The following is a 24348-nucleotide window of genomic DNA, read 5'->3' as shown; positions in this document are numbered from 1 at the left end:
TCCTAGTATTTAATTGCTAAATAATTATAGCAAGTTGAGTGAATTATTGTCAAGTAATTTAAGAATTTTATTTTTTAACACTCAATTCAATAGTGAATTTTGCCCCATAATGCTGTTCATTTTCATAGGTAAACATACTGTTTTCTGCGACTATTTTCCCTTTCATATGTGAGACAATAATTTGATGTGTCATGTAAAGCCCTATTCCCGTACCTTGCTGTTTATACTTGGTTGTAAAATATGGGTCAAAAATTGATGGCATGATATTTTTAGGGATTCCCCCTGCACTGTCATGAACTGTAATGATGATTTGGTCTGTTTTGATGCGACGAACTTTAATCATAATCAAACGTTTTTTATCTCTAGGTAATTCTAACAATGCATCTTTTGCATTGTTAAAGATATTAATAATCGCTTGTGTGAGTTCGTTTTCATAACCTAAAATTTCCAAAGATTCATCATACTCTTTGAGCACCTTTATATCATAATTTTTAAAACTCGAAGCCAACAGGGAAATGACATTGTCTGTTACTTTGGTCACATCAAAAGTGGTTTTGGCTTTATCCGATTTAAAAAAGTTTCTAAAATCATCAATCGTTTTTGATAAATAGTGGGTGGATTTCATGATAGAGTTTAAACTGCTTTCAACTTCATCATCGGTTAACACTCCAAATTCTTTTTGTACCTTCATCCCACTTGCAGCACTTGAAATAGCACTCAATGGTTGTCGCCACTGATGTGCAATGTTTCCAATCATCTCTCCCATGGAGGCCATTTTTGATTGTTGAAAGAGCAGTTTATCTTTGTGTTTAATTTCAGAAATATCAATAACGGTAGAGACTTTAAGCTTCAACCCAAACAGATGTAAAAATTTGCCTTGCCCTATCGAGATAAAACTGCTGCCATCTTTTTTTAAAAACTCTATTTCATACGGTTCGGTCTCTTTTTCCATGTTATATTGCACAATTTTTTGAGATGATGGTGCCACAAAATGTAGAAACTCTTTGCCTACCATCTCCTCTTTTTTATCATACTTAAAGAGTTTAACTGCCACATCATTCACATCCAAGCAAACACCATCTTTATGAATCAAAATAGCTTCCATGGTTGAATTAACCAAAGATTTAAAGCTGTTCAAAGACTCTTCTAAAGACTCTTCCCGTTTTTCAATTTCACGCTGCATCAATTCAAAACTTTGCGTAAAGGTTTCAAACTCTTTATAAGGAGAGTCTTGAATCTTAATCGCATAATTTCCTGCGGATATTTGTGCAATATTATCTGTGTATTGGTCAATTTGTTTAAACAATCGTTTTGCGATTTTAAGAGCAATGTATACTGAAACCAATAAAAATATCAATGCAATGATAATAATATTCAGTACAATTTCATTGATACTTCCAATTAAAATATCATAATCTTCACGCACTAAAACTTTCCAATCCACTTTTTCAATGGTGGTATACATTCCCATATTTTTTCTGTTTTGATTAATGCCTTTATATTTTCCCATCACATAAGGAGCGTTTTTGTACATCAAGTCCTTAAATACGCTAGTGTTTAAAATATTGAACTGCTGATGCACCATCTCAGGATTATCTTGATTTAATATCACCACTCCTTTGCTGTCCAAAAGTCGAATCATATATGAATCATCACTGTTCTTGTAGCGTTCACAAAAGGAAGCCAAACTATTGAGTTTAACAAAAATAACTCCGACTTTATCTAATGGCATTTGAAAGCTATATGTGATGGATTGATCTTCATCAACCAATGAGAAAAAAGTATCTGACCAATAACTTTGCTCTCCTTGAGAGATTTCTATAAAATAGCGTTTTAACGAGTAATCAAACCCTTTATAGATATTCACATCTGAAGTGGTATAGAAGTTTTCTATTTGTCCCTTTTTATCTAGCACCAGTACAGAAGAGATATTGGGATTGAGTTCCACAATACTTTTTATAATCATACTGCTTCTTTGGTAATTGGTCAACATATACGTAGCATTTTGTTCTATTTCATTTAAGAACTTCTCAACTTCTTGTTCCACTTGTATTAAGACCTGACGTTGACTGCGTTCAGCCGTGCTAAGTTTTGATTGATACAAAGAGTAAACCGAAAGAAAACCCACGGTTAATGTAACAAACATCACAAAAAGGATAAAAATATTAAGAATATTCTGTTTTAAAGATATTTTTCTCACCAACACTACTCTTTTTTTACAAATTGATTATTTTTGACTGTCATTAAAAAATAGTCTCGGTCAACATCCCCAAACTTATCAAATACAACTTTTCCTTGAAGACCCTCAAACACTTTTTGAGTCAATAAATGTTGTTTAAGGTTTACAATATTGCTGTCTTTGTTAATGACCTCTAAGATGATTTGCATCGTTTCATACGCTTGAGCAGAAAAAACAGAAGGTTTTGTACCATAACGATTGATATAACGTTGAACAAACTCTACATAGGCTTGGTCTTTTGAGTTATCATCATAGCCCGTAATAAAAATAATACCTTCAACATATTTTCCACCATTTTCAATAAAGTCATCACTTTTGGCCCACCCTGAAACCACCACTTGTTGTTTGATACCATTAAGTCGTAAATATTGAATGAATTTTGAACTGTCAATGGAGTTTGCAATGACCACAACAGCATCAACATTTTTCTCTTTAATATCTGAAGCAATGGCACTGTATGATTCACTGAGTTTTTTTGCTTCAATTAAAGCAGGACCACCCAATTGCACAAAAGAGTCCTCAAAATTGTTTAAATAGTTGTTCACATACGATTTATTTTTTTCATCATACACCATATACAAATTTCGAATATCATGAGCTAGTAAATAGGAGGAAAGTTTGTTAAAACGAGAAGTATTGTGTGCCACTTGTGTTCGCACAAAATTATCTTTTTTATTACTGAATTCACTGCTGCTTGCAGTGGGAGAGATCATTAAAAGTTGTGGATATTCTTGTAATATTTTTATGGACTCTTTGGTCATAGAACTGGTGGTATTCCCAATAATAAGCTTGACGCCATTGGCTGCAAATTCATGAATAATATTTTGTGCTTCTTTGGGATTTTGTTGATCGTCTTTTTGAATGAGCTGAATGTTTTGATTGCCAACTTTATAATCAACCTCTTCTAAAGCCAAACGCACTCCATTTAATACGCTGTGTCCTAAAGTAGAGTATTTACCACTTAAACCGGCGACAAAACCAATTTTGATTTCATGAGGACGATTGAACCAAGCTGCGACTCCTACAATTATTATCACTATGGTAATTATAAGAAGCGGCCTCTTCATTGTATCCCTTATTCCTCTTTGTCAACATAAGTGTATTATAATACCATTAAATATTTTAAGAAACTTTAATTTAAAGGCATCTCTAAAAAATAATCTGATTTTTTAAGGTACCTTCATAAGGAAACGTTATGTTATGTGGCATAGATGAAGCAGGTCGGGGCCCTTTAGCTGGTCCAATGGTCGTTGCAGGGGTAAAAATACGAAACACCATCAAAGGGCTCAATGACTCCAAGCAACTCAGTGAAAAGAGAAGAGAAGCACTCTTTGATGAAATCATTAACTCATGTGACTATCACATTGTCTTTACCCATAATCAAACAATTGATGAAAAAGGATTAAGCAGTTGTATTAAACACTCTATTCTTGAAATCATGGAAAATATTAACGCAAAAGAGTATCTGATGGACGGAAATACTTCATTTGGAATTCCTAATTTGCATCATAAAATCAAAGCAGATGCCACCATACAAGAAGTGAGTGCTGCCTCTATTCTAGCAAAGGTGAGTCGTGATCGTTTTATGTGTGATATTGCGTCACAATACCCACCGTATCAATTTGAAAAACATAAAGGCTATGGTACCAAAGCACACATTGATGCCATCAAAAAGTATGGATATTGCAAATTACATCGACGAAGTTTTAAAACAAAAGTATTAGATGAGTTCTTTATGAAAAAAAACGAACAGACACTATTTTAATTATTTTTTTTAAAAAAGTATACTTTTTTTAAAAAAAAGTGCTATAATAAAGGTGACTAAAGAAAGGTCGCTTATGAAACAAATATTATTTTTAATTGCATTGGCACTCATTTTTACTGCTTGTGAAGAAAAAAGCATTGCCGAACAACGTTTAGAGTGTAAGCAACAAGGTAAAAAATTTAAAACACAAAAAGTCTTTAATTACAGACATGGGGAGTATACACTCAAAGGAGAGTGTATATAATCTCCTTATTTATTCACTTCTCCAATTTTACTCTCAATGGAAGCCACCTTTCCTTTTAATCGACCATCAGAGTTCTTACGAATATCAAACGTAATGGTTGAATAGACTCGATTACACCCTAAGTGTTCTAAAACATCATAACACTCTTGAATAATATTAAGCGCATCTGAAATGTGTTTTGTTTCAATGATTGTGGCCATGGGCGTGAGCTGATAAGGAAAGCCTGAATCACGTATGGTTTTAATCACTTGTGCGACGTATTCACTCTTACTCTCTGTTCCATCAGTTGGGAACATTGCCATCTCTAATAGTACTGACATGGTTCTCCTTTTTATTTTTTAAATACTACTCAAAGAAGCGTTAAACATAAATAAGAAACACTGTTTTATTTTTAGATATGCTCTTATTTGTAACATTCATTTTTAAACCTAAATTTAAAAATATTTAGCTAACATAATCTTCTGGTCTCTCTATAATTTGAGAGAAAAATATGTAACTACGATTAGGAGAAATAAATGCATTTAGATGTATCAGCCGAAGTTTTACTTTCGCAATTAGGATATGCAAAAACAGAAAGTTCTGTATCACAAGCACAAAAAATGATTGATAATACAGAAGGGTTTGAAAAATTCTCAAAACACATTATCAGCCTACATGATCACATTAAGAAAATGAACGCGTATGTAGGGTTATCGAATAAAACAGACTATTTTAAAATCAAATGCGATGAAAATGACGCACCTGAAATTTTAGAAGAGTTTCATGATGAAGTATCACACTGGAGCAGAAAATATAACGTTGCTTTAGAAAAAATAGAAGACAAACCAATTTATTATATTTTAGGGCACAAATAATCAAAGGTACCAAGGTACCTTTGATCTTTATATTTTATCAACCACCATTCCTGCAACGACTTTAATCCCTTTTTGATTCAATGATTCAATCTCATCCAAATCATTCACGCCCGTTGCAATCAACTCAATCCCCAATGAATCTAAAACAATTTTAAGCACATTGATGTTTTGTTGAGCATCTAAGATATACTGTTTATCGGCTTTCACAAAGGCAGGTTTTAACTCTTTAAGATAGTTATAATCCTCTCCATATGCCATAAAACTGTTAATACCAAAACCAAAACCAAACTCTTTAAAGAGTTTAATATAGTGTTGACTGTTTTCAAAATGTTTATTGATAACCGATTCTGGAATCTCAAAAATAATCTCTTTTTTCACTTCATGTTGATGTGTTCTAAACAACTTTTTGAGTTTTTCATAAGTATCCTCATCTTCAATAAATTGTGAAGAGATTTGAATGGTCAATGGGATGTCATTTTGACTGTCATTTGAAAGTAATACTTTTTTAATCACATACAAATAGACATCTTGCACCATTCCCAATTCAACGACTGGCGCAATCAATGTACCATAAAAATAGGATTCGTTGTTGCTGTTAAGCGCAAAACTGACGACATTATGACGTTTCACTTTTGTAAAAGTATCCACCACTTTTCGGTACATGATTTCAAAACTGTCGTTTTTAAAACCATCTAAAATTATCTGTCTCCATCGCTCTTTAGCAATGGCCACTTTATTATTTAACAGTTCATAATAATGCCCAGAAGGAAGCAATTTGGCTTGTGCAAGTGCATAATCCACTAAACTAAACAGTTCACTCATATTGTGTTGTGGTTCATATTCACATACACCAATATCTAACCCAAACTCCTCTTTATTAAGTTTTAACTCTTCAAGTTTATCATTTATGTATTGCACGATTTTGTCCAGGATACTTTTAATGTCTTGCATATAAATTTTTGGAAGCATCACCACAATCTCTGTACCATTGATACGACACACAATGGCATCCGAATAATTTTGAACTTCCTCTTTTAAGAACTGTGCAAATTCAAACAAAAGCTTATCTGTACTTTGATACCCTAACACTTGATTCAAAACATCTGCTTTTTTAACCGACATAATGATGGTTGAACCATAATTTTTGCCATTTTCATCTGTGAGATATTCGGTTGCTTTTAAGATAAAATAACGTCGATTGGCAATTTTCATCACGTTATCATTGTAAAGCAGCTCTTTATTTTCTGTTAAAGTATCACTGGCTGTTTTAAAAATGGACTCAAATTTTCGCACCATGGCATTGATACTTTCAATGACTGCTTTAAACTCTTTGGTCCAAGGCATTTTTTCTTGAATTACAAACTCATCTTTCATCACCGCTTGCGCTTGTTTTTCTATATCCAACAACGGTCGTAAAATCACATGAAATACATAAGATAAAATTAATAAAAACACAATACACGCAATTCCTAAATACATCACCATGCTCATCATGATATTATAAAGTTGAAAATAGGTCACACTTCGATTATTTAAAATCTCCAAGGTTCCAATGACTTGCCAACCACTTGAAAGTTTGGCTTTTGCTACAGGCAGTTCAAACTCCACAATTTCTTCAAACCAAGCAGGAATATTGCTGTTATTTATCTCTTTTGTACGTTCATATTTCACCTTTTCATCTATATCAACAAAAGTGATTCTTTCATAATTCCCATTATCAAAACTGGCATTAATCATCGTCTCAATAGCACCTTGAGTCGCTTCTGTGCTACTAATAGAAATACTTAAGCTTGAAACACTGTTTTGTGCATTTTCATACAACTCTTTTTTTGCAGATTCTCGAACGATACTGAAAGATACAAGCAGTATGGTTGATAATAAAATTAAAAATACAAACGAAACCAATATCGCTATTTGTCGGTAGAGCGTCATATTCTATTCTCCCTAATGTGTTTAAGTAGTCTGTCCCATTTTCGGTGTGCAGTTGTCTTTTTACCATCTTGTAAAACCTCAGGATTAAAGTTAAACACAGGCGTTAAGTCCGTACGTTTGGAAGCAGGCAGTAAGATTCTTCGAATGTTATCCAGAACATAAGGTTCTGAACGTGGTGTAGGAAAGTATGTCAGTACCATGTGCGCATCATCATACCCTTTGACGCGAACATAAGTTAAATACATTTTTGAACTTGGTATTCCCAAACGCTTTAAAACAAAGTATTTGGCAATCACATAGTCTTCACAATCTCCTCTATCACGTGCTAAAAACTCAAATGGTGTTGCCCAATAATCGGTCACACCATACGTCTTTATATCACTTGAATAAGGCACATTATTGAAAAACTCATTCACTTTTTCAAGCTTTTTTTCAACACTTTGATTCTCTAAACTTTTAATAAGTCTCTCTAAAGCAACAAAACGATTTTTTGCAAATCGCCCATAATTTTTCTCAACCTCTTTAATAATATCACTGGTGACAAAAGCATAAGTGATGGATAAAATAATGCTAAGAGACAAAGTGATTAAAAGTTTCATATAATATTATAACATAAGGTCATAAAAAAGTAACAAGATAAGGCCTTTTTAAACTGATTTAATCTACTTACAAAATCACAATGCTCGCCATTATCACTATGAGTTTTGAGAAAGTTATAACAAGGCAAAAGCCTTGTTATACACTCTTTTATTGAATATCCGTATGAATATCTTGATGGATTTTCACTTTAACAGTCTCATCATCAGATGTACCTATGTACTCAATATAACCGTCTGCATCAACAACATTATTGGTTGACCATTCATTTGTTAAATGAACTTCATCTTCTGATGTACCTGAGATTTTAATCTCATTATCTGAATCCGTCATATCAATCACATCATCTAAGGATAAGTTTTTGATTTCATTTTTACCCTCAGCACTTAAATCAATGGTTTCAATATTTTTTATATGTGCATCCAATCCATCAAAATTGATATCTTGTCCATTTAAAAGTTTGAATGTATCATCACCGTCGCCACCGATAATTGAATCTGATACATCGCCTTGTAACACATGGTCACTGTCTACAGTCACATCAAACGTAACCACTTCACTTTGATCGCCATTACCATCCGTTACAACTGCACCAAATTCAAGCGTTTGTTCTGGATTATCCACAGGAATAGTGCTCTGTTTATCATAGACAACTGTAATCGTTGAGTTAACCGAATAATCATCATAATAATCCTCCGCACCAAAATCGATTCGGCTCAGAGTTTTGCCTTCAGGAATTTCAATATCAATTCCATCTCTGTCATTATAATCTCCATGAACCTCATACGTATCGTATGTATTATCAGTATAGTACACTTTTACTATGGCATCATCATGATATCCAAAATCATTAAAGTTAACCGATACTTTACTCACACTCACACCAGTAAGAGCATTGAAGTTCATACTTAATACTTCATAACCTTCAATCTCATATTTTGCACTTCCCACATCATAATCATTGATACCGATACTGTTTCCATACTGATTAACTGCTCCACCATTGCTATTTAATGTAACGTTAATACCACTGTTACTTCCTCCGTTGCTGTTCAAACTAATTTGAGTGGTTTGGTCTTCAAGGATTGATGGTACACTGTAAACTGGATCCAAAGCATGAATCATTGTTACTTTATAGGTACCTGCACTGGCATCACCTTCAACGGTAAATACATGAGTTTGCGTTGCATCATCCGTAACCGCAATCAAACCTCCCGAACCATCACTGATGTATTTTAATTGCACATCATTATACGTTGCATTGATTTCATGCTCACTGCCATTTGCATCGGTTACTTTTACAGTAACGGTGTCTCCCACCAAGGAATCACCATTGGCATTGGTAACCGTTACTGTAGAACCAGCAGAGTCTTTTCCAACAACAACGCCCAATGATGCTTCTGCTTGTATTGAACTTGCTCCATTCTCATTCGTAATAACAGTATCATGTGCATCCTCTACAACGGTAGGTACATCAGGAACAAGTGCAGACAAGTCAATGGTTAATGTTGCACTTGATGTATCTCCATCATTATCTGTGACTGTAAATCCAATAGTTTCTTGTTCTACTTGCGCTAATGCTTCTACAGGCGTATAGGTATAGACTCCTGTCTCTAAATTGATCTCAAAAGTACCAAATTCTGTTGTAACACATAATGTATGACCATTCGCTGTTGTTCCATTAGGATTTGTAATGGTTGTACCATCAAAAGTGTATGTTTCTCCACTAATAGTAATCGAGCTCACATACCCTCCATCTGCTCCCAACTCTGCACTTAACGTACTTGTAACAGGTTGTGCTTCTGGTGTTGTTGAAACCAATAAATCACCCAATTTATTAAAGTCAACTTGTGGTTGCAACAATTTATCATGATTTTGTTGTTCAGAAGTACCATCATAAGCAATTGGCTCTAATCCACTGCTTTGAACATTATTACCCATTCCTATTGCATAAGAGACAATATCATGTTCTTCTAAAAATGCTTGCCAGTTCCCTTGACCAACTTCTCCATTTGTCCCAACATACGTAGTGCTGTTTGCATCTGTGCCTTGTGCATAATAAGGGTTATTAGAGTGTTCACCTATTCCAATACCATCCCCTTTGCTGTCCTCTGTTTTTGAACCATCGTTAGAAGAAGTATAGTTTGATTGCGTCGGTTGTCCATCTGTCATAAAATATGAATTATTGATGGTACCTTCTGCTGTTACTTTTCCACTGCTTGAATAATTTTCAATCAATGTTTTAAGAGCATCATCATAGTTCGTTCCTGAATCAATACCATACGGTTTACCTTGATCAATGTACGCTTTTGCTTCAGCAATGGTCAGCCACACTTTTTCATGAGTCGCTGCCCCAGTGGCAAACTTAATAACCATAACTTTCACATCCCCACGATCTGCCTCATTTAAACTTTTTTGATATTGATCGAGTAATTTTTTGGCCGCATCTTTTTGCTCACTTAATGCAGTTGAACTCATACTTCCTGAATAATCAAGAGTTAACATTACATTTGCATTGAAAACAGTCTCTTGCATTGCATCCACAGATACAGTTGTATCTGAAGCAACAGGAGCATCATCTTGAATATTGATATTAATAGAAGCACTGCTACTATCTCCATCCTTATCCGTTACATTAACATCAATTTGATCCACATATTCATCCGATGTTGCACCATTTTGAGTATCATTGTCCACTGAATCTTTGAGTGTATAACTGTATGAAACTGTACCCGATGTTTCACTGCCACTGTATCCTGTAATAACCAATGTTCCATGATCAGTCTCAATACTGATATTATTCGATGCTGCATTAACCAACTCTTCATATGTAAATGTTTCAGAACCAATTTGAATCTCACTTATTCCATCCATCGCATTTAAAGTAAACGTTCCTGATTGAGTCAAGTCACTTTCATTTGGTTGCGTTCCATCATCTAAATTGGCTTCATCAACAGTAAGATCACCTTGTGCAGCTCCAATACCTTCAATTTCAACACCATGATTGGTAATTCCTACAGAAACCGTACCATTTACAGCATCACCATCCGCATCTGTTACTCTAAAATTAAATCCTAACGTTTGAGAACTTCCATCTCCAATTGTAAATTTTTGATATTGATAAAATTCCCATTGACCCGTTGAAGGTGTAAATTGAATTTGGAACACCAAATGACCATCTGCGTCTTTAGCAATAATTGTATTATCTGAAATTGTAATTTCAGGTTCCGTTCCATCAGCTAACCGTACACTGTTTTGTAATGAAGTCAACACAATACTTCCAGCACCATCTGCACCAAATTCATAATCAATTGTACCTTCAGCATATGAAATTGGATTTTCTTGTGATGAACCTAAAAATTCAACACCCGAAACAACAAAGTCACTGTTATCTCCATCATGATACCCGTTTCCATTGTCCAATGCACGTATAACAATAGTATCAAATCCACCGTCGGTAACTTCAAAATTCTTTGCATAATCTCCGCTTTGTGCATCCGATGTAAACCGTTGTGTAGAGATTAATACTCCATCTCTATAGAACAAGGCTTCTCCAACCTCTTCTTCACCACCAAACATATAATCAAATGTAATAGTTGCCCCATAAGAGATTTTTCCATCGGCCAATTTAATGATCAACTCTTCAGAACCCTCTTCACCATCAGCTGTTTTTCTAAAATCAACTTCATTGGCTAGATTGTGATAAGGAGACTCATCACTTGCCACACCTAAACCACCACTGCTTTGATTTAAATCCGCATCTATTAATGTTAAGTCTGTATCTGATGTAAATCCTTTTCCTGTTACAAGTACTGCACCATTAGCAAAAACAAATCGTGATTGATTTGCACTTGAACCTGCAAAACTCACTTGCCCTGTAAAAATATCTGGAATACTTGTTGCTTCTGTCCATACCGTTGTTGAAGTTTCAACTGTTGGCATATCATCTTCAATATTAACGGTTATGGTTGAAGAGCTACTGCTCTCTCCATCACTGATATTTACCCCCACATTAAAAGAGAGTATATCCTCTACATCATTCATTGGGTGATCCACTGGGTCAAGTAGAGTAACACTGTATGAACCATCGTCAGCAATTGCAATTTTAATCACTTCAGTATCACCCACTTTTCCAATCAACTCATGAGTATTGTTTCCACTCCATACAATTGTTTCATTCCCTGAAGACAGAGAATCTGTTGGTGCATTTAATGTGATTGTCAAGGCATCATTATCAGGATTATGAATGGTTAATTGCCCTACTACTGAATTGCTGTTTGTTGTATCAGTAGGTGTTCCATTTGTATCACCAATACCATTTGTTAATCCCTCTTCAGAAACATTAATACTATCGGTCACAGCCACGGGCACATCATTCACGCTGCTCACCGTTAAGTTCACGGTCGCGGTTGACGTATCACCATCGGCATCGGTGATCGTATACGTAAAGCTGTCCGCTCCGTTATAATCTGCGGCTGGGGTATACGTAAAGGTTCCATCTGCGTTCATTGTAACCGTACCATGAGCTGGGTTCCCTGACACGGCAAAGGTATTACCACCATCCCCACTTAAGGTATCGTTGGTCGCAACCGTTCCTGTATAACTCGCATCTTCATCTAAGGTAAAGCTATCATCCACAGCCACGGGCACATCATTCACATCATCAGGTGTTGGAGTACCATTTAATAACAGATTAGAAGAGGGATTTGAGTTTAAACCATCTCCATTATTTGAAACAAGTGAATCACTATTATTAGAGAAAACACTTTCTCTTAAATCAGATTGGATATTAACAGAATCGCCATCTCTGTTTTCAAAATTAAAGACACCTACATCACTTGAGGATGCAGCTTCATTACCTGCAGCTGTTTCCTCTTCAGTGATATCGCCTTGTGCATCAGTGACCGTTTCACCTTCAGGAACTGTAGCATTATCAGCTGTTGGCATCCATGCAGAGTTTGGATTAAAAGCAACTTCTTCATTACCAAAAGTAGCTTCATTGGTTGATGTATCAAACACCAAACTATCACTGCCCGTAATATCAAAAGTTTCCTGCGTATCAGAAACAATTTGCAGTTTATCGCTGCTGTTGTTAGCAGCATCACCATAAACTTTTTCACCTTGATAGATAGTGTCACCTACTTTTAATACACGAACGTTTCCACTCTCATCTTGAGCATAAAACTTTCCTAATAAACTTTGTACTTTTGCGATAGATTCAGCCATAATAATTCTCCTAATCCAATAATTATATAAATTATAGGAAAATTCCTTTTTTATGACAATCACCCCAACGGGTGAAAAATAATAAATTTATTATTTTATTATTTAAAAAGCATTGAAAATGCGATACGATCTTTCACTTGAAATTTTTTGTAGATATTTTTTACGTGGGTTTTAACTGTATTAATTGAGATATTAAGTGACATTGCAATATCAGTATTGGTATAGCCCTCTTTTAAAAGCAAAGCAATTTCTCTCTCTTTTTTAGTCAATTCATCTAAAAGCATATTTTCATGACTTTTTGGTTCTTCATGCCCCACAAAATTTTTAACAAATTGTGTAGTAATATCAGGAATTAACCAAATCAAATCTTCGCTGATAGCATCCACAGCAGAGAGAAGGTATGAACTGGACATAATGACATTTCCATACCCTTTAATTCCTTTTGCGAGCCATTTTTGAACTTTAAAATAATCAGGAACTCTGTCCAAAATCAATATCTTATTATTATGTTTAACAAGCACATCAATCAGCACTTCAGACTTATTTTCACACGCATCACTGTTAAAAATAACAACCGAGTCTTTGAGATCGAAAAGTTCATTGAAATCATCTAAAAGTTGCGTATCTTTGTTATTTAATATTGATTCCCAACGTTGCAATAAAGCCATGTCATTACTAAATAGAACCTGTTTCATCTTATCTCTCCGTAAAGGTATACTGCTTTGTTTTTAAAATAGGTTTTAAGATATAGTCCAAAATTGACTTTTTCCCTGTGATAATATCAACATCAGCGACCATACCTGGAATGATTTTCATTGGTTTTTTTTCAGTTCCTAAATAGTTTTTTTCAGTTTGAATACGAACCAAATAGTATGTTTTTTCATCTTTTTCTGTAATCGTATCCGGACTGATATTCACCACATGCCCATCCAAACCACCAAAAATGGAGAAATCATAAGCAGAAAATTTCACAATCGCTTTTTGACCTTGATAGATAAATGCAATATCTGAAGGCAAAATTTTCACTTCTACAATCAAATTATAATCTGTGGGTACAATTTCAATCAAATCTTGTGCTGGTTTAATCGATCCTCCAATGGTATTGATATGCAGTTTTTGAACAATACCATTTGAAGGGGACATCACCGTTGTACGTTTGACTTGATCTTTAAATGCCACTGAACTTGCCTCTAACTCTTTTAACTCACTGATATTTTCATTAAGCTGTTCACGCACTTTTACTTTGTTTCCTTCATAAATCTCAGAAATTTTACTCTCAATTTCTTTGATTTCAGAGCGTGTCTTTTCTATGGCTAGACTCGCACTGTGATGCTTCAATTTTGCATCATTCTCTTCTCTTTGCAATTTCAAAAAATCAACTTGTGAACGAATTCCCCGTTTTACCATAGGCTCTGTCATCTCAACCTCTTTTGAAATCATAGAAAGAGAAATTTTCAAGTGTTCTTCTGCTTGAATAGAATCTTGTAGTGTACTTTTTTTTTGGTTTAATTGCTCTCTTAAAACCTGTACTTGGGACTCGAGTTGTCGTTCATTTTGTTCATACATCTTTTTTTCATTATCCAAAAAGAGATTCATCTGTTCATCATTGGTTTGCTCATATTCAAATGGAACTTGATTTAACTCCGCTTGCAATCTTAAAATTTGCGCTTTTAAAAAGTAAGCTTTTAAACGACTTGATTCCATTGTTGACGCTGATTTTTCATTACTGATTCGTATTAAAACTTGGTCTTTTTTTACAAAATCACCTTCTCGCACTAAAATATCAGAAACAATACCCCCTTCAAGGTTTTGAATTATTTGATTTTGTCCACTTGGTACAACCTTGCCACTCCCTCGTGAAATTTCATCAATTTTTGCAAAAGAGGCCCAAATAATAAAAAGTGTAATGGTGAATAAAAATGCCACCAAAACCCAATGTAACTTGTGTGGACGCATCTGCATAACAGCTGCACTCAAACTGTTCATATACTCATAATCATCGTCATTCAATGGTGTTTTAGGCAAGTAATTATGATCATCAAAAAAAGGAGAACTTTTCACTTCTCGATAAAAACGTGCGCCTTTAATATACCCTTTTTTAGACTCTTTATGAGCTTTTTTATATATCTCCCGTCCGCGTTGTTTGAGTTGTTCAATTTTTTCTTTAGCCATGAATGCCACCTAATTGTTTCATCACTGAAGTTTTTTCACCATCGAGTATTTTTTTCCCATTATTCATCACAATGACTCGATCCACTAATTCCAACATACTCATTTTTTGAGTTACTAACAGAAGTGTTCGTTCTTGAACAATTGGTTTGAGATTATTCAGTACGGCATACTCAGTAGATTGATCCATTGCATTGGTGGGTTCATCAAAAAGTAAAATATCGGCATTGTTAATCAATGCTCGCGCAAGTCCTACACTTTGTCTTTGTCCTCCTGAAAGCCCATGTCCTCTCTCTCCTATAGGCATATCATAGCCCATTGGATGACGTTTGACAAAATCATCTGTGGTACTGATTTTAGCACATTCTAACATCTCTTCGTCATCTACAAAACGACTTGAACCTAAAATATTCTCTTTAATCGTTCCCCTGAAAAGATTGATGTCTTGTGCCACATAGCCGATATTTTTCCGTAAATCAGCAGGATCAATTTGTTCAATATCAATCCCATCAATTAAAATCGAACCACTTTGGGGTTCATAGAGTTTTAAAATCAGTTTCGCAATGGTACTTTTTCCTGAACCAATTCGTCCAATCAGTGCCACTTTTTCACCTTCATTAATGGTAAAACTGACATTATCAAGGGCATACGCTTCACTGTCAGGATATTTAAACGTTACGTTTTTAAATTCAATGTTTCCTTTAAGTGCAGGACGTTTTACAAACTCTTTTGCAAATGGTCTCTCTAAAGGTTGGTTCACAATATCATCCAACATTTTATATGATGTTTTTGCATCTTCATAGTTGGTGATCAGTCCTGCAATTTGTCCCATAGGTGCAATGGCTCTTGAAGAGAGAATCATGGTTGCAATCAATCCCCCCATGGTCAATTCAAACTCTTGAATAAGATGCACACCAAAAAGAATAATTAAAACAGTATTTAATCCAACTAAAAAACCTGTTACATTAGGAATTGAGGCTGAAATCAGTCGTGATTTCAAACTTTTATTGGCAATCTCTCCTGTGGATTCTTCCCAATGCCATTGGGTGCTTCCTGCAAGCCCTAAAGATTTAATGGTTTCAATATTTTGCAAGGATTCAATTAATATCCCATTTTTCTTTGCACTGGCTTCATAGGTGCTCTCAATGCTCTCTTGCAAGGAGTCTTTGATCATATACGCATATATCACAATAGCAATGATAATGACAATAGGGACAATCACCATTGCACCTGCGAGATAAAAAATCACTAATAAAAACAGAATGGCAAATGGAAAGTCAATGAGTACGGTCAATGTTGCATTGGTTAAAAAACCTCGAATGGAGTCAAAACTTTTTAAGTTGTTTGCAAAAGAACCCACTGATTTTGGATGCACAGACATTTTCAAATCCATCACCCGTTCAAAAATAATGGAAGACATGATCACATCACTTTTTTTACCCGCAAGTTCTAAAAAATATGCACGCAAAAATTTCAAAAATGCATCAATAAGAAATACAGCAATAACTCCAATAGTAAAGACCAAAAGTGTCTCTTGTGCGTTATTTGGAATCACTCTGTCATACACATTCATTGTAAACAGTGGGGTGGCTAAAACAAAAAGATTGATTAAAATAGAGGCTAAAATACAATCATAATAGATTTTTTTAGACAATCCCAAGGTACTCCAAAACCAGTGGCGTTGATTGGATGTATCCAAGACATTATTATTGCGTTCATATTGAAACTCTTTTCGAAGTAAAAAAGCATAACCCAAATACTCCTCTTCAAGTCTCTCGACATCTGTCCATTGCTCTAAAGCCTCATTGGCTGCAAAAACGATTTTTGCTTGTTTTCTATCGGGCGAAAATGCCGTTAAGATACAACTGTTTTCATTGGATAAAATTAAAATCACGGGAAGTTGTAACTCTAAAATTTCATTAATAGGTCTCTCAATGAGTGTGGTTTTTAAACCTGCACGAGCTGCAGCTCGTGAAAAGAGTGATTTGGAGCCTTTTTTTGAAAAAAGCATCTGCTCTGCATCAATGGGCAAACCGCTTAATAAAGACTCTGCGCTGTAAGGCTTATGAAACAGTTTTGTATACAGAACCAAAGACTCCAATAAGGAGTCTTTTTTTTTAAAATTTACTTTCAAATTTCCCCTCTTTAATTCAACTCAACTTTGGCTGCTTCAAGGAGTTGAGCTTCAATTCTTCTATTTTTTGCTTGTCCTTCTGGCGTATCATTACTGACTAAAGGTTCACTGAAACCTTTTCCAATGGTTGTAATTCGTTTTTCATCAATACCTTGTTCAACTAAATAAGCTTTAACTGCATTGGCTCTTTGTAGTGAAAGTTGCATGTTGTATTGCACTAAAGCATTGGAATCTTTACTTGCATGTCCCGTAATAACAACGTTATATTGAGGGAAGTCATCCAAATATTTTTTGAATAAATTAATTTGTTGAAGCGTCTTTGGCAAAATAACTGACGAATCATGTTCAAAAAGAACTCTCAAGTCAATCTTTTTAGAGCACCCTGACTCATCAACAATGTATCCTACAGGAGTAGAAGGACATTTATCCAACTCATTTACAACCCCATCTTTATCATCATCAAAAGGGCATCCTTTATTGTCTACTTTATACCCTTTTGGTGTGTTGGGACATTGATCCAACTCATTTACAACGCCGTCTTTATCATCATCAAGTGCCTCAGGCACATACATTGTAACATGCACACGATCATTGTATCTTCGATCAATATATCGTGTTGTAACATAAAGTTTATCATTATCAAGTCGTGATTGAGCTAAAATGACCTCTTTTTTAACCCCTTTTTTGATTAAAATCTCTTTGATGGTTTGAGCATATTGCATGGCATCATTATAACTCTCTTCTTTATCACTGTTTTCTCTTGTATGTCCAATAACCGTTACTGTAATATCTTGGTTTTGATACGCTTTAATATCATTGACAATGGCTTCAAGTTGCTCATCTGAGTTTGCAGCTTTAAAGTGATTCATATTCACCTCTTTAAAACGTTTAATCAACTCAAATTTACCATACATCAAGTGATTATCCATTGGTGTTGATTTCACATTTTTATTTGGGTCTACACTAAACTCATAATCATACAATCCTAATTTTTCAGATTTCATAGGACTCTTCTCATTATACGCAATCACACTTTCAATATACGCATTTTGATCAACAACAAATTTATTTTCACTGTTTTCAACGGTACACCCTTTTTCATCCACTACATCACCAAATGAAGTCAAGGGACATTCATCTTTGTCATCAATCACACCATCAAAATCTGAATCAACAGTTTGTTGTGCACATCCGTAAGGTTTAATATTATTTCCAACTAAAGAGTTATCACAAATATCTAAGTTATCCACCACACCATCTTGATCCACATCATTATTTATAGGCAAAGTATCTTTAACTTCAACATACGGTTGTAAGGTGGGTGAAATGACTTGATTGTATTGAGTTTCATCTCCTAAAATGACATTCACCAATAATCCCATAGAGTCTAAAATACGGTATTGGGCAAACAATTTGTCAATTTGTGCATTGATAATTTCACTCTTAGAATTAATCAAATCATTTTGCGCGGATAAAAGGTCAAGCAATGTTCGTCGTCCCAACTCATACTCACTTTTATAACTCTCTAATGTATCTTGAGCATTTACATTGTATTGATACAACTCTTTTAGTTGATGACCAATCATTTCATACGCGGACCATGAAAGTTCAATTCCTTCAATGGTTTGTCGTTTTAAATCTCTTAAAATTTCAACTTCTTTGTGAATGGTACTTCGACTTTTTTGTAATTGAGCCACATCTGCACCACCTCTGAACAAATTCCAGCTCATCACAATATATGCACTGATTCGATCATCTGATGAGTTAAAACTGTTGGTTCTTTCTGGTTCGTTATAAACTTGTTCTAATTCAAAGTCTATTTTAGGATAAAAATTACTCTTTTGTTCTCGATATAACGCTTCACTCCCTTTGATATTATAGTGACTTACGATAATAGAAGGGTTATTTTCTATGGCATACATGGTTGCACGTTCTAAACTCTCAGGAAGTGGCAAATCAAGTTGTGGCATTGTCATTGAAGAGACATCAGCGGTTCGCCCTAATAATCTTTTAAATCGAAACTCTTTCTCTTTAGCATTATTTCTTTGCACAAGCAAGTTTGATTTAGATAAAGAGAGTGATGCATGAATTTTGGTCATCTCAGATTTTGTTGTTAATCCTGTGTCATACAACGATTTCACATCTTCATAAATAGATTCATTGATATTCACATTCTCTTGTGCATTTTGGTACAATTGATACGCTCTTAATACATCTAAATAGGCTTGTACTGTTTGAAAAGCAATCTCATTGGCATTTTCAACATAGTGATGAGCTGCCGCTAAAATTCGTGTTTTTTGATAATCTATTTTATTAAGCGTACTGAAGCCATTAAACAAGTTTTGAGTCAATTTCAAAGAGTTACTGTAATACCGGTACGTTTGGTCAGTCACTTCATCCTCTTTTAACTCACCTGCTCTGTTTCGCCCATATCGACCAACATAATCAATACTTGGGTAAAACTCTGATTCTGCGATATTTAAATCTTGTTGTGTTGCGTTGAAGTTTTTCAATCTTTCTTGAACAACAGGATTTGTATTTAATGCTTCTACCACACTCTCTTTAAGAGTTAGTGCATACATATTACCTGCTACAAATAATAAACATGTTAACAGAGTATTTACTAATTTGTTCTTCATTTTTAAACTCACGTTGAACCCTTTTATACTGTTTTTAAAAAATAAGTATAGCAGAAATAATAATAACTTTTATTTTTATTCACCCAAAAGGGTGAATAAAAGTGAGAAAATAGGGATTTTTGTTTAAAAAAGTATTAAAAACAAGGCCTTTTTAAAATTTTGAAATTTCACTTATTTTTTTGAAAAAAATAATATTATTTATTATTAATAACTTGTAAAAATCACTTTTTTGCTAAAATATGGGCTTTCTTGTGTGACAATATGGGATTTTATTATGTTTGAAATAATAATCTTGATGGTACTCTTCAGCTTCAAAAAAAGGTGTGTTGTGTGCTGAAATAAGAGAAGTTGCAACCTCATACCCTTTGGCATTTAGCATTTCAATCGTATCTTTACAGTGCTGTTTTTCCTCTTCATTATTATAAAATACAGCACTTAAATACTGACTTCCTATATCAGGGCCTTGACCATTGGTTTGTGTAAAATCATGTATCTCAAAAAAGAGTTTAAGCAACGTTAAAAAATCAATAACCTCATCATCGTACTCTACTTTTACAGTTTCAAGATGACCTGTTAATCCAGAGCACACCTCTTTATATGAGGGGTGTGGTGTAACACCACCCATATAACCACTGATAGCACCAAGTACCCCTTCTTGTTGTTGAAAATGGTACTCTACTCCCCAGAAACAACCTGCTGCAAAATAAGCCTCTTTTTTCATTGGTTTTCCTTTTCAAAATCTATTGATAAAGAGTTGACACAATGTCGTGTGTTTTTAGGTGTAAATCCCTCTCCTTCAAATACATGCCCCAAATGCCCGCCGCATTTTGCACACACAATTTCTGTACGTCGTCCATCTGCATCGGGCACTCTCTTAACCGTTCCTAAGTCATCATCAAAACTGGGCCAACCACATCCTGAACTGAACTTACTGCTGGAGTCAAACAATTTTGCACCACATTTTTTACAAGTATATACTCCCTCTTCATAAAACTCATAATATTTTCCACTAAACGGACGTTCTGTCCCTTTGTGTTCTATGACATATTTCTCTTCATCTGTAAGTTCATTATATTGCATCCGTTATCCCTGTATAACTATGTTTTTGCCACTGCGTTTTGCTTCATAGAGTGCTTTGTCTGCACGTGCCACAATCTTTTCTATGGTATCGCCTTCTTTAAAAGTAGTCACTCCAAAACTGGCCGTCACGCCCCCTTTAATCAAATCATTCAATTCAATATCATTTTCAAACGAAATACGAATTTTTTGTGCAATCTCAACACTGTCTTCAAGTTGAGAGTCATTTAATAAAACTAAAAATTCCTCTCCACCCCATCGTGAAACCATATCACTACTTCGGATTTGCATATTCAATATTGTGGCAATTCTTTTTAAGACCCTATCTCCTACTAAATGCCCGTAGTTATCATTAATGAGTTTAAAGTTATCAATATCAAAAAAGACCACCGAACGAGGTGTGTTATCTCGAGCAAAAAGTCTTAAGGCTTTTTCAAAATATTGATTAAAATTTCGTCGATTTGGCAGTTTTGTCAGACTGTCAAAAGCAGCCAAGCGTTCAAGTTTACGGTTATACTCTTTAATCGTAACCAAAATAATGAAAATAATAAGTGACGTCACTCCCAAAGAGATGATCAAGTTCAAATAAAAAGTCTTCTCAACTTCAGCAGTAAAGTTCTCAACCTTTGCTTCAACAATAAGATGCAAGTTCAACTCTTTGATGTATTTGGTGTTTAAAACATAGTGTCGGTTTTTTTCCATGTACTCAATCACGTTGCTGTTTTCAACCAAGATATCATCTTTATACGCTTTAAGTCCTTCAATGTCATTTAAACTTTTAAGCGTATTGTTGTTCTCAGAAAGCACAACATTGCCATTTTTATCAACAAAATAGACCTTAAATTTATATTTTACTCTGAAATGTTTGAGCATATCATTGATATAAGAGATTTTTATACCAATACCCGTTGCCCCCAAATAATGATACTTCTCATCAAAAATTTTGTAATTAACAAACATGATCAAAGAATCACCCATGAACTTATTAAAATCCAAATTGATTTCATACGGTTCTTGTATGGCTTTAAATTTATAATACCAAGAGTTGTTAGAGTTCTCTTTTTCAATTTTTTCCAACAGACCTGTATATGTGTAGTAGTTGCCCGTTTTTTCAGAAACTAAAAATGTGGTAAACATGTTGTATTTATTTTTAATGGTCTCTAAATATTTGGTGATTTTATCTACATCTGTCTCTTCAAGCAACAACCAATCTTTTAAGAACGTATCATTGGCCATCATTGAAGAGACCAAGGTGGGTTCAATCAAGTTTTTTTGCACTTCTGTATAGATATTGTCAATGGACAAAGGCAGTGAACGCTCTTTGAGTTGCGTTTGTGTCTCTTCTAAAGCCTTCATATAGTTTAATATGGACGAACCTATAGAAAACGAGATCAATAAAAAAGTAACAGTAAAAACAACTTTATATTTTATATTCATTTTTAATTCCCAAAATTATTTAAAAAGTAACCATATCACGATTTGAATAAAACTCTAATTTACTTGCCACTGTTTTTCCACAATAACACGATGATCAAGTAAAATCTGCCCTTTAAATTGTGCACCCACTTGTAACTCTCCCACACCTGCAGGAGTACCGGTCATTAAAATATCGCCATCTTCAAAGCTTAAAAACGTATTGGCCTCTTTAATAATCTCTTCTGGCTTATTGATCATTAATTCCACACTGCCATTTTGTATAAGAACCTCATCAATAAAAAGACGCACGTGCAAATTTTCATTTTGATAAACAAAAGGAACAAATTCAGAAAAAACGGATGCCCCATCAAATGCTTTGGCTCTTTCCCACGGTAAGCCTTTTTTCTTCAATTGGCTTTGTACCTCTCTTAACGTTAAATCCAATCCAAATCCCACTGCACTTATTTTTCCCTCTTCTATTAAAAACGATATTTCGGCTTCATAGTGACAAGAAGTATGCCCTTGTGGTATCTGTAATATTGGTGAAATCGAAGAATTGGGTTTAATAAAAAAGACCATCTCTTCAGGTACATCGTTGTTTAATTCTTTAATATGATCCACATAATTACGCCCGATACAGACAATTTTAGAAGGGTATATATCTTTTGTTTGACATAAAATTTTATTCATATTTTTCTCCTTAAGTATAAAATATTTTAACATAATTAGATAAAATAACCACAAAAGCTTTTTAGGGATTTTTATGGAAAAAGAAAATTTACTTATAGTACTCAGTAGCGGTGACAGAGAGGTTGCATTGAAGTTTCCATTGCTGTATGGAAATGTTGTTTTAGAACGAGGATATTGGAAAACGGCTCATTTAATGTTATGGGGGCCTTCGATTAAACTCATTGCTCACGATACAACCCTGCAAGAAAAAATCAAAGAGATGCAAACAAGTGGTGTGGAGATGAGTGCATGCATTGTATGTGTGGAAGAGTATGCATGTGTGGAAGAATTAGAAGCCTTGAACATTCAAATCAATCACACCGGAGAGCTTTTAACCAAAGCCTTAAAAGATGAGAGTTATGCGGTGATAACGCTTTGAGTTAATACCTTTGAAGCAAATCATTTAAAATCACTGCGGTCATTCCCCAAATGACTTCACCTTCGTATTTATAAACATAAACTTTGTGTTTTTTATGTCCCCAAGGTTTACGATAGGTTTGAGGTAAGCCCAACTCATCGACAGGGAAATAGACCTCTTTGTTGCCCATTTCATCAATATGATAAGGTTTTACTTCACTTCGCAAATTATAGACTTCAGGTTCATGCGATTTAAAATAATCCAAAGGAATAAGAAGCGTATTTTCAACTTCATTGTGATCAATGACCATCTTTTTTAATGCAGACTTTTTCACCAAGCCAATAAACGGTTCTACAATTGCACCAAAACTTGCTACCATGGTATCCAAACGACCAATGATTTTGATCTCTTTTTTCTTAATACCCAACTCTTCATTGATCTCTCGAAGAGCCGTTTGTTTAAAACTCTTATCAATCCCTTCTTCAAAACCACCTCCAGGAAAACAGATATCTCCCCCTTGACGTATATGTTTTGCTCGTTTTTGAAAAAGGATATAATACTCCCCTTTGATTTTAACAAAAGGAATAAGCACCGCACTGTTAAACAGTTTGTCTCGCCCCATTACACCTGGACGTTTAGGAAGATTTTGAAGCAGATTTTTAAACTCTTTTTTTTTCATGATCTCTTTTTTCTTTACTCTTAGATGTATGCATACAAATCCAAATAGACTCTGGTTATCCAAGTCATCATTTCACTTTCAATCGAAACTTTTATTTGATACATAACAGTTTGTATTCCATCACTTTTTTATAGAGTATTGTATCTATTTTATCCTCAACATACAACTACTCCATCCCAGTAAACATAGACGTATTTGTATTGTTTTTTGGATTAATGATGTGGACAGTATCAGGAAGAAGGATTTACTTTAAAAAAAACAAACACAAGAGCAACCGACATCTGCTTAAA

General features: G+C 34.5%; 19 protein-coding genes. 4 read left to right on the top strand and 15 right to left on the bottom strand.

Annotated features, from left to right (window positions below; all coding sequences use genetic code 11):
- Positions 1-67: 67 nt before the first annotated feature.
- A complete protein-coding gene (locus CRV04_RS11265) occupies positions 68-2200 on the bottom strand; it encodes an ATP-binding protein (protein WP_228126547.1) in 2133 nt (710 codons plus the stop codon).
- Between the two features lie 5 nt (positions 2201-2205).
- Positions 2206-3276 (bottom strand): ABC transporter substrate-binding protein, encoded by a 1071-nt coding sequence (locus CRV04_RS11260; protein ID WP_164969159.1) that lies wholly within the window; start codon positions 3274-3276, stop codon positions 2206-2208.
- Positions 3277-3434: 158 nt separating this feature from the next.
- On the opposite strand from CRV04_RS11260, the gene CRV04_RS11255 reads away from it, so the two are divergent.
- Both CRV04_RS11255 and CRV04_RS12885 read left to right on the top strand, forming a co-directional pair.
- The gene (locus tag CRV04_RS11255) at positions 3435-4004 is read left to right on the top strand and encodes a ribonuclease HII (RefSeq protein ID WP_128996949.1); all 570 of its coding nucleotides are present in this window, start codon (positions 3435-3437) and stop codon (positions 4002-4004) included.
- Between the two features lie 73 nt (positions 4005-4077).
- Entirely contained in the window at positions 4078-4248 is a 171-nt protein-coding gene (locus CRV04_RS12885) for a hypothetical protein (RefSeq protein WP_164969158.1), read from the top strand.
- Between the two features lie 5 nt (positions 4249-4253).
- Here CRV04_RS12885 and CRV04_RS11250 read toward each other — a convergent pair whose 3' ends face one another.
- Complete coding sequence (locus CRV04_RS11250) at positions 4254-4568, bottom strand: MTH1187 family thiamine-binding protein (RefSeq protein WP_128996948.1); 315 nt, start codon at positions 4566-4568, stop codon at positions 4254-4256.
- A gap of 195 nt (positions 4569-4763) precedes the next feature.
- On the opposite strand from CRV04_RS11250, the gene CRV04_RS11245 reads away from it, so the two are divergent.
- The gene (locus CRV04_RS11245; protein ID WP_128996947.1) at positions 4764-5102 is read left to right on the top strand and encodes a hypothetical protein; all 339 of its coding nucleotides are present in this window, start codon (positions 4764-4766) and stop codon (positions 5100-5102) included.
- A 27-nt stretch (positions 5103-5129) separates the two neighbouring features.
- Here CRV04_RS11245 and CRV04_RS11240 read toward each other — a convergent pair whose 3' ends face one another.
- The 11 genes from CRV04_RS11240 to CRV04_RS11190 form a co-directional block, all read right to left on the bottom strand.
- Positions 5130-7034 carry a bifunctional diguanylate cyclase/phosphodiesterase gene (locus tag CRV04_RS11240; protein WP_128996946.1) on the bottom strand — a complete coding sequence of 635 codons (1905 nt, stop codon included), beginning with the start codon at positions 7032-7034 and terminating at the stop codon, positions 5130-5132.
- Positions 7031-7633, bottom strand: a complete 603-nt coding sequence (locus tag CRV04_RS11235; RefSeq protein WP_128996945.1) for a transglutaminase-like cysteine peptidase — start codon at positions 7631-7633, stop codon at positions 7031-7033. Before CRV04_RS11235 ends, CRV04_RS11240 begins: the two co-directional genes overlap by 4 nt.
- 148 nt (positions 7634-7781) lie before the next feature.
- Positions 7782-12857, bottom strand: coding sequence for an Ig-like domain-containing protein (locus CRV04_RS11230; protein ID WP_128996944.1), 5076 nt, complete (start codon positions 12855-12857; stop codon positions 7782-7784).
- Positions 12858-12955: 98 nt separating this feature from the next.
- On the bottom strand, positions 12956-13552 hold the full coding sequence (locus tag CRV04_RS11225) for a response regulator transcription factor (RefSeq protein WP_128996943.1): 597 nt from the start codon (positions 13550-13552) through the stop codon (positions 12956-12958).
- A 1-nt stretch (position 13553) separates the two neighbouring features.
- The gene (locus CRV04_RS11220) at positions 13554-15029 is read right to left on the bottom strand and encodes an HlyD family type I secretion periplasmic adaptor subunit (protein WP_128996942.1); all 1476 of its coding nucleotides are present in this window, start codon (positions 15027-15029) and stop codon (positions 13554-13556) included.
- Complete coding sequence (locus CRV04_RS11215; protein WP_128996941.1) at positions 15022-17160, bottom strand: type I secretion system permease/ATPase; 2139 nt, start codon at positions 17158-17160, stop codon at positions 15022-15024. The genes CRV04_RS11220 and CRV04_RS11215 overlap by 8 nt, the downstream gene beginning before the upstream one ends.
- A gap of 11 nt (positions 17161-17171) precedes the next feature.
- Positions 17172-19742 (bottom strand): TolC family outer membrane protein, encoded by a 2571-nt coding sequence (locus CRV04_RS11210; RefSeq protein WP_228126545.1) that lies wholly within the window; start codon positions 19740-19742, stop codon positions 17172-17174.
- A gap of 289 nt (positions 19743-20031) precedes the next feature.
- A complete protein-coding gene (gene msrA, locus CRV04_RS11205) occupies positions 20032-20520 on the bottom strand; it encodes a peptide-methionine (S)-S-oxide reductase MsrA (RefSeq protein ID WP_128996940.1) in 489 nt (162 codons plus the stop codon).
- On the bottom strand, positions 20517-20879 hold the full coding sequence (locus tag CRV04_RS11200; protein ID WP_128996939.1) for a methionine-R-sulfoxide reductase: 363 nt from the start codon (positions 20877-20879) through the stop codon (positions 20517-20519). Before CRV04_RS11200 ends, msrA begins: the two co-directional genes overlap by 4 nt.
- Before the next feature lie 3 nt (positions 20880-20882).
- Positions 20883-22313, bottom strand: a complete 1431-nt coding sequence (locus CRV04_RS11195; protein ID WP_128996938.1) for a sensor domain-containing diguanylate cyclase — start codon at positions 22311-22313, stop codon at positions 20883-20885.
- Between the two features lie 54 nt (positions 22314-22367).
- Positions 22368-22982: a fumarylacetoacetate hydrolase family protein gene (locus CRV04_RS11190; RefSeq protein ID WP_128996937.1), complete on the bottom strand. Its 615-nt coding sequence runs from the start codon at positions 22980-22982 to the stop codon at positions 22368-22370.
- Positions 22983-23055: 73 nt separating this feature from the next.
- On the opposite strand from CRV04_RS11190, the gene CRV04_RS11185 reads away from it, so the two are divergent.
- A complete protein-coding gene (locus CRV04_RS11185; RefSeq protein WP_128996936.1) occupies positions 23056-23400 on the top strand; it encodes a DsrE family protein in 345 nt (114 codons plus the stop codon).
- 1 nt (position 23401) lies between these two features.
- Here CRV04_RS11185 and CRV04_RS11180 read toward each other — a convergent pair whose 3' ends face one another.
- On the bottom strand, positions 23402-24058 hold the full coding sequence (locus tag CRV04_RS11180) for an NUDIX hydrolase (RefSeq protein ID WP_128996935.1): 657 nt from the start codon (positions 24056-24058) through the stop codon (positions 23402-23404).
- Between the last annotated feature and the right edge of the window lie 290 nt (positions 24059-24348).

Origin of the sequence: Candidatus Marinarcus aquaticus (genome assembly GCF_004116335.1) — a bacterium.
Lineage (GTDB): Bacteria > Campylobacterota > Campylobacteria > Campylobacterales > Arcobacteraceae > Marinarcus > Marinarcus aquaticus.
This window is presented reverse-complemented; position numbering and strand designations above follow the sequence as displayed.